General features: G+C 50.6%; 12 protein-coding genes. All 12 read right to left on the reverse strand.

Annotated features, from left to right (window positions below):
• Window positions 1-59: 59 nt before the first annotated feature.
• The 12 genes from G3255_RS13705 to G3255_RS13760 all read right to left on the reverse strand — a co-directional run bounded on the left by G3255_RS13705 (window position 60) and on the right by G3255_RS13760 (window position 13,848).
• Window positions 60-1,481: an alanine/glycine:cation symporter family protein gene (locus G3255_RS13705; RefSeq protein WP_211654985.1), complete on the reverse strand. Its 1,422-nt coding sequence runs from the start codon at window positions 1,479-1,481 to the stop codon at window positions 60-62.
• 96 nt (window positions 1,482-1,577) lie between these two features.
• Window positions 1,578-2,669 carry an amidohydrolase gene (locus tag G3255_RS13710; RefSeq protein WP_211654986.1) on the reverse strand — a complete coding sequence of 364 codons (1,092 nt, stop codon included), beginning with the start codon at window positions 2,667-2,669 and terminating at the stop codon, window positions 1,578-1,580.
• A 100-nt stretch (window positions 2,670-2,769) separates the two neighbouring features.
• Complete coding sequence (locus G3255_RS13715) at window positions 2,770-4,383, reverse strand: M20/M25/M40 family metallo-hydrolase (RefSeq protein ID WP_211654987.1); 1,614 nt, start codon at window positions 4,381-4,383, stop codon at window positions 2,770-2,772.
• 42 nt (window positions 4,384-4,425) lie between these two features.
• Complete coding sequence (locus tag G3255_RS13720; protein WP_211654988.1) at window positions 4,426-5,340, reverse strand: DMT family transporter; 915 nt, start codon at window positions 5,338-5,340, stop codon at window positions 4,426-4,428.
• 44 nt (window positions 5,341-5,384) lie between these two features.
• Window positions 5,385-6,860 carry a sodium/pantothenate symporter gene (panF, locus tag G3255_RS13725; RefSeq protein WP_211654989.1) on the reverse strand — a complete coding sequence of 492 codons (1,476 nt, stop codon included), beginning with the start codon at window positions 6,858-6,860 and terminating at the stop codon, window positions 5,385-5,387.
• A complete protein-coding gene (locus G3255_RS13730; RefSeq protein ID WP_211654990.1) occupies window positions 6,857-7,129 on the reverse strand; it encodes a YhdT family protein in 273 nt (90 codons plus the stop codon). The genes panF and G3255_RS13730 overlap by 4 nt, the downstream gene beginning before the upstream one ends.
• Before the next feature lie 180 nt (window positions 7,130-7,309).
• Window positions 7,310-8,617, reverse strand: coding sequence for an efflux RND transporter periplasmic adaptor subunit (locus tag G3255_RS13735; RefSeq protein ID WP_211654991.1), 1,308 nt, complete (start codon window positions 8,615-8,617; stop codon window positions 7,310-7,312).
• On the reverse strand, window positions 8,614-9,303 hold the full coding sequence (locus tag G3255_RS13740; RefSeq protein WP_249222128.1) for a hypothetical protein: 690 nt from the start codon (window positions 9,301-9,303) through the stop codon (window positions 8,614-8,616). Before G3255_RS13740 ends, G3255_RS13735 begins: the two co-directional genes overlap by 4 nt.
• A 1,230-nt stretch (window positions 9,304-10,533) precedes the next feature.
• Complete coding sequence (locus G3255_RS13745; protein ID WP_058382988.1) at window positions 10,534-10,764, reverse strand: DUF2187 family protein; 231 nt, start codon at window positions 10,762-10,764, stop codon at window positions 10,534-10,536.
• Between the two features lie 78 nt (window positions 10,765-10,842).
• Entirely contained in the window at window positions 10,843-11,805 is a 963-nt protein-coding gene (locus G3255_RS13750) for an ABC transporter ATP-binding protein (RefSeq protein ID WP_058382987.1), read from the reverse strand.
• Window positions 11,802-12,740 carry a C40 family peptidase gene (locus G3255_RS13755; protein ID WP_211654992.1) on the reverse strand — a complete coding sequence of 313 codons (939 nt, stop codon included), beginning with the start codon at window positions 12,738-12,740 and terminating at the stop codon, window positions 11,802-11,804. Before G3255_RS13755 ends, G3255_RS13750 begins: the two co-directional genes overlap by 4 nt.
• 1 nt (window position 12,741) lies before the next feature.
• Window positions 12,742-13,848: a dipeptide epimerase gene (locus G3255_RS13760; RefSeq protein ID WP_211654993.1), complete on the reverse strand. Its 1,107-nt coding sequence runs from the start codon at window positions 13,846-13,848 to the stop codon at window positions 12,742-12,744.
• Window position 13,849: the final 1 nt, after the last annotated feature.

Below are 13,849 nucleotides of genomic sequence, written 5' to 3' on the forward strand. Positions count from 1 at the left end.
CAATGGCTTAATGGGTTCCCGAAGAAAAACCTCTCCCGCAATGCGGAAGAGGCCAGAAGTTATTCGTCGTGACGATGTGCTTCTTCTCCCCAGCATTCCGTGTTTTTCAGGCCAGGTAAATTTTTTGCATAGAACACCGGATTCTTGCCGGCTTTCCTTTGTCCCATATAATCGTCGAGAACGCGGAAAGCGATCTTCCCGAGCAGAGCGATGACAATCAAGTTGATGACGGCCATCATGCCCATGAACAGGTCTGCCATGTTCCAGACAAGCTGGACTTGTGCGATTGACCCGAACATGACCATTGCCAATACGCCGAAGCGGTAAGCTGTCAGCCATAGGCTATGCGCATTGATGAATTCGATATTCGTCTCGCCGTAATAATAGTTCCCGACGATCGAGCTGAAGGCGAAGAACGTGATGGCGATTGCCAGGAAATACGGGGCCCATGCTCCGAGATGCATCTCAAGTGAAGTTTGGGTTAGCAAAATACCTTCCTGTTCACTTGTGCGGTACAAGTCCGCCAATATGATGACGAACGCAGTTGCCGAACAGATGATGATCGTGTCGAAGAACACGCCAAGGCTTTGGACTAAGCCTTGTTTTGCAGGATGCGATACGTTCGCAGAAGCTGCAGCGTTCGGCACAGATCCCATACCGGCTTCGTTCGAGAACAAGCCGCGGCGAATCCCTTGCATGATCGCAGCACCGATACCGCCCCCGACTACTTCTTCTAAACCAAATGCGTTTTGGACGATTAAGGTAAAGACTGCTGGGATTTCCGTGAAATTGAGTATGGATATGTATGCTACGACAAGTAAATAAATAACCGCCATGACCGGCACGACAATTTGCGTGACGCGCGCGATCCGGCGAACACCGCCAAAAATAACAATCGCGGATAGAACGACTAAGCTAGCACCGACAACCCAATTAGGGATGTCCAGCACATCGCTGACCGATTGTGCGATCGTGTTCGATTGCACTGAATTGAAAATAAAGCCAAATGCCAGTGTTAAGAGAATAGCAAAAATGATGCCCAGTTTCCGTGTGCCGAGTGCCTTTTCCATATAATACGCAGGGCCTCCACGGAATTGTTCACCGTCTCTGATCTTATACACTTGAGCAAGCGTACTTTCGATGAAAGCGGTCGCCATGCCAATCAAGGCAACGACCCACATCCAGAAAACGGCGCCCGGCCCGCCGATGGCAATCGCCAAAGCAACTCCGGTGATATTGCCGGTCCCGACGCGGGACGCAGTCGAAATCGTGAATGCCTGGAATGCGGAAATCCCGCCGGTTCCGTCTTTCTTTTCGGTAATGACGCGGAACATTTCGCCAAACAAGCGCACTTGCACGAAACGAGTGCGGATGGTGAAGTATAAACCAAGACCAAGCAAGAGCCCGATCAGTATGTATGTCCATAATAAGTTATTGCCTTCGTCGACGATCCACGTCAACCCGTTGAATATTGCATCCATTTCGATGACCCCTTTAAATTACTATAGTTTAAGCCTTTGATACATACCCTTAATGAGGTGCCGGGAAACCATTCCTGGCAGCTCACTGGCATGCTGTTACGCTAAGCGCAAAGTCTCAGCCAAGACGCGTGCACCAATGTCGAGCGCTTCCCGGTTAAATGTCATGTCCGGATGATGCAGGCCCGGTGTTAAATCGGCCCCGATTCCGACCATCGCCGCTTTCAACTCAGGCTGTTTGATCGTGTAGAAATGGAAATCGTCCGCGCCGGTCGTCTGGATCGGTTCAGCGAAAGCTTCCTCTCCGAGCACATTGCGAATCGCCTGGGCAGCTACCTCCATTGCTTCATGCGACACTTCGGCTGCCGGTGTGTAATCGTCCCATTTCAACTCGATTTTCACATCGTGAAGAGCGGCAATCGCACGTATGCCTTCTTCAAGTCGGACTTTCATCGTTTCCATCAAGTCATTGGACTGCGAACGCACATCCAGCGCGAATGTCGCACTTCCCGGAATGATATTCAAGCTTTCCCCGCCGGTCTGGATATTCGTCAGCTTGGCTGAATAGGATTCAAACGGCGAAAAATAAATCGTTTTCACGAATTGATGGATCGCCGCGATAACGTCGATGGCATTTTTTCCTTGATGCGGCCGTGCACCGTGTGCATCTTCCCCAACGATCTTGCCTTTCAGGAAAATTCCAGAACCGTGATGCAGCGCAGGCGTCACTTTGCCGAACGGCAGCTCTTCCTGCGGACGCAAATGGACGCCGAACAAATGCGTCACGTCCTCTAGAGCTCCCCGCTCGATCATCGCAAGCGAACCGTTGCCCTGCTCTTCAGCCGGCTGGAAAATAAAGCGGATGCGCTTGTTCAAGGATTCGTCTTTCAAACGCAGGAGCGCTCCGAGGACCATCGACATATTGGCGTCATGGCCGCAGGAATGGTTGGCTTGCACTTTGCCATTTACTTCCTGCCACAAGGCATCGATATCCGCACGGACGGCGACTACTTCTTCCCCTTCGCCAATTTCTGCGAACAGGCCCGTGACATCCTCGAATGTCCGGTACTCTACCCCGAGCTCATCCATGATCTGCGCGAGTTTTTTCGTCGTCTCAACTTCTTTAAAGCTGACTTCCGGATGCGCATGAAAATGATCAAAATAAGTTTCGGTCTGCTGTTTAAATTCCATAAAAGATCCGCTCCTTTAAATTTTTCATCTTTTTGAATTGTACCTGTCTTCTCAATTCAAAACAAACCGGATTGTAAAAGGCGGAGTCCATCCTAGTAAATCAATCCGCGCTTTCCCCAATACGCAAAATCAAGCTTGCGATAATTTCCGGAATTTCCTCGAATGCATTTTTGATATGGAGCCGTTCCGTGCGTTTATGCGGGTCTTTGCCGAATGGGCCAATATTCAAGACCGGCGCCTTGAGTTGTTGCATCGCTTGGAACGGAATGCTGTATTGGCTTCCGTACACTGGCGTGTTTTTCTCGTAGCTAATCCAGCCGCTCGCTGTGTCCTCGTAATTGACATAGCTGAGGTCGGAAATGCCATTAAAGAAATGTACTTGCTCGAGCTCTAGATCAAAACGTTCGAGCGCATCATGCGTGACGTGTGCCACACATTTCTCGATGAACGGGTCTTCGCTTGAATTGACCGCTGGGTAATAGGGCGGCGCAAACAATAAGACGATGCTTGGCGTCAACTCCTGGCAATTGAGCAGCAAGATGTCCGCTATATGGAATGATTTGTCGCGAACATCGCGTTCCGGATCCATTAAGGTATCGTGAATCAATTGGTTCAGGTAATCAAGCCCGAATTTCTCTCTCGCATACTCCACAAGTTCTTCATAACGAAGGACACGGATTTCTTCTACACGGGGTGCCATGCCGACTTTTTCGCACAAGGCACGATAATCTTTCATGCATTCCGCAGCGGATTCCTTCGCCAAGCCCTCGAAAATATCCATGATGTCTTCGGCATTTCTTTCCATCGTGAAGACATTATAGAGTGCTTTTGTCCGGTAAGGCGTCTGGACCGAATACTCTTCTTTCATATCCCCTTGCGTCAGGGTTACCGGAAGCGGTGTTTCCTCCCCGTGCACGGTCTCGGAAAACGCCGGATTCCACTCCATTTTCCGCGTCAAATACGTCGACAGATAGCTCGAAGTCATGCCGGCAAGCGGCTCACCCGCATGCGTTTCTTTTCCGTAAAACAAGGCGCTCGGCATGATTTTCCCGATCGATCCGGTGTAGATGTATTGCGATGCATCTACAGGCGATTTCGCGAACACCGGCTCGCCGTTCAAAAACAGTACATATTCCAGGCCATATTGCCGTTCGAGATCGAGCAGCTTCGACACGCCGTAGCGCATGCCTGCCGAGTTGACTTCCTCATCCGGCACCGACATCAGCACAATATTGATCGGCCAATTTTCCAAACTGGCCCGCTCGATTAACGCCATATGGATCGCAAGCCCCGACTTCATGTCCATGATGCCGCGGCCGAATAAATAATCGCCAGATGCGAGATCGGCCTGCATTTCCGGCTTGAATTCGCTTTTAATCTTTTGGAATGCTTTCTCCAGTTCTGCCGGCTGGTACGCGAGCGGTGCCAAATCTCCGTATTCGTGCACAGCAACGGTATCGAAATGGCTGAGCAGCACGACGGTGCGTGAGGCTTTTTCGTGCTTATACAAAGCCGTCAAATAACGGCGCTCCCAATTGACCTCGCCCAAGGAAACGAGTTCCGGATGGTTATGGAAATAGTCCATTTCCATTAATTTAGCTTTTAATCGTTCCGGGAATTTTACTTCCCCTTCTGTCAATCCTTGTGATTCCCAGCCGACCAATTGCTCTGTCAGCTGGCGCAATTGTTCTGGTGTGCCCCATAAACCCGTCATCGTTCATTCTCCTTTCGCTATTCTACTATAGAAAAAAACGGCTCATATGGGGAGCCGTTTTCTGCGTTTTCGAAGCAAATCCTCCGCTGCCCCTGATCCGAATATCACGCCGATGACAATAAGCACGAGGCCGATCAAATGGCCTGGCGTAATCGTTTCACCAAGAATGAGGCTTGCTGCCACGAGCGAGAACAGCGTATTCAAATTCATGAAAATGGCCGCTTTCGTCGGTCCCGCCTGGCCGATCGAGTAATTATAAAGCATATGACCGACCGCTGTACCGAGCATCCCAGAAAAGAAGAATGCCAGCCAGAACGACGATGGAACTGCCGCGAATGCGGCGATTTCTCCCGGCTCCTGAATAAGCGCGATGATGAACAACACGACCGCTCCCGTCACGAGCATGTAGCCCGTCAACAAGCGCGGATCCAGCGAACGCGCTGCATTTGCTATAACAATATAACTGAAGACTTGAGCCAAAATGGAGATGAAGACCAATATATCTCCAAGGCTCAGGCCTGATGCCGAGTCGCTTCCGACCATCACTGTCATGGCGACGCCGGCAAAACCGATAAACACACCAAGCCATTGCAGTCGGGATGGCACAATGCGCATGATTAGCGATACGAGAACTGCCGTCAGCATCGGCCCAGTCCCGAGAATCAAACCGGCATTTGTTCCGGAAGTGATTGCCAAACCTTGAGACAGAAAATAATGATGCGCCACTACGTTGAGCAGGGCTCCGAGCAATATGTATTTCCAATCGCTGCGCTTTGGCCAGCGCATCATGCCGAGCGATGCCAAAATGATCAGCACGGTCACACCTGCCAGCAAGATCCGAAACGCCGTCAGTGTGACCGGATCGACAAATTCCAATAAATATTTGACCGCTGCGAGGTTGAATCCCCACACGACCATCACCGATGTTAAGATGCCGTAAACTTTCCATGGAGTCAAAAGTGCAGCCCTTCTTTCCCTTATTCCAGATATAGCCCTTTATTTTACGCTTGTTTTTCGTTTCTGTATAGAATGGCATTGTAATCATACGCCTGCCGGTTGATCAGCAGGCTGAATGCGATAAAGGCGAGAAACGAGAAGACGACCGGCAACGTGACGGTATGGACACCGAACAAATTGCCGTTTTCGATGTTGTAGAAATGCAAGGCGATATAGCTGATGATCCCTGTCGCCATACTCGCAACAGCCCCGTATTTATTGCCCCATTTCCAATACAGCCCAAGAACGATCGGCCAGATGAACGCCGCTTCCAATCCGCCGAACGCAAATAAATTCAAGAAAATCAGTAAATCAGGCGGATCAAGCGCCAGCAAGAAGACAATCACACCAAGAATCCCCGTAACCCCGAACGACATACGTTTGATGGTCTTAAGGCTTGCATCCGGTTTGACGTAATTTAAATAGACGTCTTTGACAATAGATGAGCTGACGAGCAATAGCAGCGAATCGACCGTCGACATGATGGCGGCCATCGGAGCTGCCAGGACGATGCCCGCAACCCATGGCGGCAAAGTCTCCAGCGCAATAAGTGGAATGACTTTGTCCCCGACATCGATGCCTGGAAGGATTGGACGGGCAAACACGCCGATCAAATGCATATTGAGCATGATGAAGCCGGTGACGATGGTACCGATAATGAGCGCGCGGTGCATCGAGCGAGCGTTTTTATAAGACATTGCGCGCACCGCGATTTGCGGCAAGCCGACGACGCCGACACCGACAAGAATCCAGAACGAAGACACGTACGCGGCGCTAAGATTGCCTTCCGCTCCGTACGGCGTAACCAAATTCGGGTTTTCATTGATCAAATCCTGCATGATGTTCGAGATCCCGCCACCTGAAATGATGACGGCGATCAGCAGGATCAGCGTGCCGATGAGCATGACCGCTCCTTGCACCGCATCGGTCAAGGCGACAGCCCGGAAGCCGCCGATCGTCACGTAAACGAGAACGCTGATGGCAAACAAGAACAATGCCGATTGATAGCTGAGTCCTGTTAAAGACTCGATGAGCCGCGCGCCGCCGATCCACTGGGCCGCCATCGCGGAAAACAGGAAGATGATGATGCTAAGCGCCGATAACAAAACGACGGCTGTGCTATTGTAACGGGCTTTGAGAAAATCGATCATCGTCACCGCGTTATAGCGGCGGGCCATGATGGCGTATTTTTTCCCGAGAATCATCAGGACAAAATAACCGGTGACCACTTGTGTCATCGCCAGCAGCACCCAGCCAAAGCCCATCGTATAGGCGGTCCCTGGCCCCCCGAGAAAACTTGAGGCGCTGCCGTATGTCGCGACCATGGTCATCGCCAGGACAAAACCGCCAAGCTCACGACCCCCGAGGAAATAATCACTGATGAAGTTCGAAGAGCCGGCCAGTTTTCTGCTCGACCAATAGCCGATGAAAAAGATGATGATTAAAAAGACGATCATGGGAATGAGGACTGAATAGTTCATCGGCTTTCCTCCTGTTCTTCATCAAATGGCACATCGACAAAGAAAAACTTAACGACGACCGTAACGAGCACGACCATGACCAAGAAGCCGACGATGCAGCTGTAGAAAAACCAATCGGGCAAGCCGAATATGTACGTGTATTCTTCGACTGGCCGACTGCCAAGCCCATAGGCGAAAGCGAACCACCAGACGAAGTTGAAGAGCGCAAGGCCGAGGCCAATCCAGGCTTCCCGGTGCGCGACGCGGAAGCGCCAATCTGTTTCTTTCATGGATATCCCACTCCGATCAATGGCTGTAATGTATTGTGTCTATCGTACACCAATGGCGGCCGTAAATTAAGCGCAAAATTCGACGGCGCTTTCGCTGCGTCTATTTACACAGCAAATATTCGCGCTTTGCCTTTTTCATTGCCATCAAAAAACCCTCCGGAAATTTTCCGGAGGGTTTGCTTAGCGTGCCAATGAATATTCGATATAAGCGCGCCATTCTGTGTTCTTCGCATAGTTAAAGTCCGGTGTGCGGCTCGGGAACGGCATGAAGAGCTTGGGCCGTCCCGGATAATCGTGAAGCTGTTCTTCATTGATGGTGATGTCCCCTGCTTCCATGCCGCTTGCGAGAACGACACGGCCTTGTTGGGTGAAGGCGATTTCGACAGGAACGGTATTCGGGCGGCCGTCGATGTTCAAGGTATAGGCAGTACCCGTCGTGTCGTCGTCATCGTAAACCCAGCCGTCGCGCAAAGCAATCGCATCTTGCGCTTCGTTCAACGTGATTTCTGCGTTGACGTTGCTGCCATAAGGCATCGTGTCCTGCAAAGGTGTTTCAGGGGCGATGCGCACTTCGTAAAAGGCGATCGGGTTGTTTTGTTCGATGCGGCCGAGATTCCGGTACGCTTCGAACCACTTGGATTCTTCCGCCGGAATTTCAGAAACGCTGCGGACCGTTCCAGGAATCGCGCCTTCAATGCCTGGCGCCTGGATAAATACGCGGTCGGCTTGTTCCACTTCGTGCCATTCGTCTTCCAATAAATACGTCACGAATTCACGTTCATTATTGTAAATCTCGATGCTGAGCGGAGCGGTGTCACGGTTGATGCTCGCGACCGTCCCCTCGACCGGGCTGATGAGCGCCGGGTTTTCCTGGCTTTGGGCGAGTTGCGCTTCTACGACCGCAAGTTCAGAATCAATGGCCGCTAGACGTTGCTGGGCTTGCGCGATGCCTGAAGCATACGAGCCATCTTCAGGCACTTCCACGCCAACCGACACGTTGACGTCCATGCGCAATTCCTGTTCCATGTCTTCGCCAAGCCCTGGATAACTGGAGCTATTGTTGGAGTCTTCGGATACGCTGCTGTCTTGCGAGGCACGCGCCTGCGTCAATTCCTGCAATGTCGACTGAACTTCACTGCGTTCTGTTTGAAGCGCACTTTGTTCCGATTGCCAAATCGCTCGTTGGTCTTCCGACTCGCTTTCGTTCAAGCGTGCCAGTTCAGCGCCTGCCGTTACGGCATCGCCTTCTTTGACGAGCCATTGCTCAAGCGCTTCATCGTCCTGGACGTAGATTTCCATCGTATCCTGCGGCGCCGTCAAAGCTTCTTTCGGCAAATTTTCGGTGTATGTATGGGTATACGCCTGTTCATATTCGCTGACATACAATTGTTTTGAAATGATGCTCTTCTCACCGAACAGCAACAGGAAGTTCGAGGTCAAAAAAGCAACGATGGCAATGGATAAGCCGATAAAGAAAAAGCGGTTCATAGGATCGGCCCCCCTTGCATAAAGTCACGCAGCATTTCGTCGACCGGAATCTGGCTGAACAACGCGACGATCAATGCCGAAATCACATGGATGATGATCAGTGAAAGCAAGATGATTTTCGGCGATACACGCGAAAAGTTCTTGATGAAGCGGTATTGAATCGCGATGATCAATGATGTAAACAGAGTCAATTGGTTAAAGAAATAAATCAGGTAGCTGTTTTCCAGGAATGTTGCCGCGATCGGCCCGAATGAAAACGGCGAAAAGGCTGTCGTATAGCCATTCCAGGCGAATATGCCGAAAACCAAGCCTTTTTCCAGCACCAACAATGCCGTAACGTAAGCTTGCATGACGATCATCGCCTTCCACGGGATGCCGATGATCCGGCCGTACAGATACGCGGCTATGTACAAATGGAAGCTTAAATACAAGCCGCCCCACAGCAAGGTGCCGACAAGCGAAGTCCACCGCGCGAGTGTATAGCCGTCGAACATGCCTGCCGCGAGCAGCGGCGTCAACGATCCGGTGTTCATGCCCCAGATTTCAGGCAAGGCGAATACAATCAAGCCGAGAACAAGAATAACGGCCAGCCGCTTATTGATTTGCCTCATTTCGGTGTGTCGCAAATTATGTATGAGTTGGCCTTGGTTCAGGAAGAAATGCCAAAATTTAAAATCAGATATCATGCGTCTAAGTCCTTTCAGGCAAATGGCGTTCTGCTTAGTTTTACTTTACCAAAAAACCAGACGCTTTGAAACGAATTCCCTGCCACAATTTTCAATATTTGGTGGCTTTGAGACGAATGGCATAGGAGTGTGGTGAATTTCAAATTAGTAAAGGGCGAAGTAATGAAAAAGAAGTGATTGGAAAAGAAGTGATTGGAAAAGCTTCCGCTTTTCGACTGCGCTCCAATGGCTGCTTTCCGGGGGGCGGGTGTTGAGCCAACGTCCCGCAAAAAGCGCGGTACGTTTGTCTCGCCAGCCCGCTCGGTCCCCCAGGAGTCAGCCATTTCCGCTCCGTCTCTAATTTTAGAGTGGAAGATCGTTTTTTCAGTTCATTTAAAGTAAGGTGTGGAAATGCATTATGTTTTTAGCTCATATTACTTGGATCAAAGAGAATGTGATTTCAGTTTGCAGCATCTCGGGAAGTGATTTTCCAACTAGCCGGCAACTAGTTACAGAAGCAGATTCAACTAATCACACCTCTCTTAATGAAATCTCTCAGCCGCCCAGCGCCAAGGGTGAGCCGACGCAATAAGACAGGTGCTCTTCCTGGCTTATTGCAGGAGGCCAACCCAAAGCACGGCGGCAACTACTCAGCCGACACTTTAATAGAATATCGGAACAATTTCACAAGCAAACCCTTTCCATCTCATTGCACACTAGACTCGGGAAGCGATTTCCCCACTAGCCGACAACTAACTATAGAAGCAGATCTAACGAAACTCACCACAACCAACGAAATCTCCCAGCCGCCCAGCGCCAAGGGTGAGCCGATGCCGTAAGACAAGTGCTCTTCTTGGCTTATGGCAAGAGGCCAACCCAAAGCACGGCGGTGACTACTCAGATGACACCTAAATAGAATTACGAAACAATTTCACAAGCAAACCCTCGCTATCTTATTCCATACTAGACTCGGAAAGCGATTCCCCCACTAGACGGCAACCCCGTACAGAAGCAGATCTGATGAAACTTACCCCAATCAACGAAATCTCTTAGCCGCCCAGCGCCAAGGGTGAGCCGATGCCGTAAGACAAGTGCTCTTCTTGGCTTATGGCAAGAGGCCAACCCAAAGCACGGCGGCGTCTTCCTAGAAGACGCTCAAATAGAACATCGCAATATTTCCACATACAAACACTCGCTTACTTCACTTAATTTCACAAAATGAAAAAACCTCCGCGGCTGCGGAGGTTTCATTTATTGATCTGCGACAATCTTGTATTTCTTATGTGAAATTACGGTCATGTTGGAAGCAGCGCCGATTTCCTTGGCGTCTTCTGGTGAAATCTCGACGATCACCGAGTTGTCCATAATTTTGAAGATGGTTCCGTTGACGTCGACGCCGTTGCGAGTGAATGAAATCCATTCGCCGATTTTGCGGGCCGCTACAAATTCAGATACTTCTTTTTCATGGGGTTGAAATGCCATAGTTATCCACGCCTCTCTATAATGAAAACATTATCTATCTATTATAGCATAAATTTATGGTTATTTCATCTGTTTCAATTACTCATATAGATGACAGGCAACATAGTGCCCCGGCTCTTTTTCCTGCCATGCTGGCTTTTTCTCCGCGCAGATACTCATCGCATGCGGGCAGCGTGTCCTGAATACGCAGCCGCTTGGCGGATCGATTGGGCTTGGCAGTTCCCCTTCCAAGATGACGCGTTCACGGGCTTCTTCGATATCCGGGTCTGGGATTGGAATCGCGGACAGCAAGGCTTCCGTATAGGGATGAAGCGGCTTCTCATACAGCTGGTCAGCCGTTGTCAGTTCGACCATATGCCCTAAGTACATGACGCCGATGCGGTCTGATATATATTTGACCATGCTGAGGTCATGGGCGATGAACAAATACGTCAACCCTTTTTCCTTCTGCAGCTTTTGCAAGAGCATGACGACTTGCGCTTGGACCGATACATCGAGTGCCGAGATTGGTTCGTCCGCAATGATGAAATCCGGGTCGAGCGACAAGGCACGGGCAATGCCGATGCGCTGTCTTTGCCCACCGGAGAATTCATGCGGATAGCGGTTGGCATGATCGCGGTTCAATCCGACATCTTCCAGCAATTGATGAACGCGCGCTTGCAATTCCTTTTTATTCTTATAAAGCCCGTGGACTTGCATCGGTTCCGCGATGATTTCAAAGACGGTCGAACGCGGATTGAGCGACGCGTACGGATCCTGGAAAATCATCTGCATATTGCGTAAATAATCGAATCGGTCTTTTTCGGACATTTTATGGATATCGACGCCATCGTATTCGACTTTGCCGTCTGTCGAGCTGTATAAGCCCATGATGGTCCGGCCGGCTGTCGATTTGCCGCAGCCTGACTCTCCCACGAGCCCAAAGGTTTCGCCGCGCTTGATATCAAATGAAATACCGTCGACCGCTTTTAACGTCGTGTCTTTGCCGAGATCGAAGTGGCGCTTAAGTTCCTGTACGGACAATAAAGTTTCGTTCGTCATGTTGTTTCCTCCTGTGTAAACCTGCGGACAGCACATAATTCCTTGTCATAGACCGTGCCTTCGAGACGGTTGATTTCAATAGCTTTGCCGGATGTCGGCGAATGGATCATCATGCCATCGCCGTAATAAATGCCGACATGATGAAGTTTTCCTTGCCCTTCTTCATAAGCGAAGAATAAGAGGTCGCCAGTTTGCCAAGCAGCAGAATCGAAATGGTCGATTTCCCTTCCCTCCACAGACTGATCTCCTGCATCGCGTGATATGTAGTAACCGTTCGCTTTTAGCATATGATGGGAAAATCCGGAACAGTCATAACCGAGGCTCGACATGCCACCCCAGAGATATTGCAATCCTAAAAAGCGCTCCGCCTCATCCGCAATTGACTCACCGTTCCCGAGCGGAATCTGTTCAGGCGATGGGACAAGCTGTACGTGCTTAGCTTCTATATATGCATCGCCATCCGGCGTATGGACATGGACACGCGTTTCGTTCGCATCTTTGATCGGCAGCAAGCTGTTAAATGGAAGTTGGGCAATCGGCCGGCGGTCTGGCGTCCATAATTGCGCTTTATCGGTGGATACGCGTGCATAGCTTCGATCCGCAAATGAATCGACTTCTTTTAGATGTGCTAGCGGCAGCCATCCTGGATAGCCGCGCTCATCTTTATTGGACGGCTGCCAAGGGGCAATGATCTTCGCCCACGTGCCGTCGATTTCTTCTATTAAAACAGGCTCCCCGTAAAGCAGCTGCGTTTGAAGGCGGTTGCTTACAGTGAGGTCCTTGGTTTCCTTTTGGTTCATCGCTTCACGCCATTTATTGATGTCCGGCGTATCAGCGACGCCGTGTGCATCCACTTCCCTCACTTTATCAGGATGGGTCCAGACGCTTGTCACCGGAACGCGGCAAACCCAAGTCGTCGATTCTGTCTGTGCCATGTTATCCTCTCCGTTCACGTAAAGTTTCCAGGAACCGCTGCCGATCGATGCCAAGCCCCGGCTCATCTGAAAAGTGGATAGTCTTGCCGCTGTACTGGATGCCGCCTGGCAATAAATCCTCTTTCAGCATGAGCGGCGCATCAAAATCGAAGCGTGTAATATTCGGCTGGCTCGCCGCGAAATGGGCAGCCGCAGACAGGCCGAGTTTCGTTTCGATCATGCTCCCGGTCATGCACGGCACACCGAAAGTTTCTGCAAGCGCATTGATTTTTAATGCATGGTGGATGCCGCCTGCTTTCATCAATTTGATATTGATCAAGTCTGCTGCGCGCAATTCCAAAACACGTTTCGCATCAATTGGCGAGAAAACACTCTCGTCTGCCATGATTGGTGTCAGGGTGTGGTCGGTGACATATTTTAAGCCTTCGATATCATGGGCTGGTACCGGCTGCTCGATCAATTCGATATTGAATCCGGCGTCTTCCATCTGATTGATGATGCGCACCGCCGATTTCGGGTCCCATCCTTGATTGGCGTCTAAACGCAGTGTGACTGTATTCCCGACACGCTCCCGGATGGCCTGGATTCGCTTCAGGTCCTGTTCAGGGGTATCGATGCCGACTTTCACTTTCAGAACCGTAAATCCTTGCTGTTCATAGTCTGCTGCATCTTGTGCCATTTCTTCGGGAGCATTGACCGAAACCGTGTAATCGGTCTCGATCGATTCGCGGTAGCCGCCGAGAAACTGTGTCAAGGGCATGCCGGCTTGTTGGGAAATTAAATCATAGAGCGCCATATCAACCGCCGCTTTGGCACTGGTGTTGCCGACGAGCGTCTTGTGAAGCTTCTCGAAAAGCTGTTCCCGGCGCCTCACGTCCATCCCGATTAACCCCGCCCCAATCAAGTGGACAGCGCGTTCGATGCTATCCAAAGTATCACCCGTAATGACATGGGTCGGCGGCGCTTCCCCGAAACCAGAGCGGCCGTCTTGTGTCGTCACATGGACGATGACCGCTTCAGCCGCTTCCACGGTCCGGAGCGCTGTTTTGAACGGCTTTTTTAAAGGAACGGCTATGCGATAAGTCTCGATAGCCGCTAAAACCGGCATA

Source organism: Planococcus sp. MSAK28401 (genome assembly GCF_018283455.1).
GTDB lineage: Bacteria > Bacillota > Bacilli > Bacillales_A > Planococcaceae > Planococcus > Planococcus alpniumensis.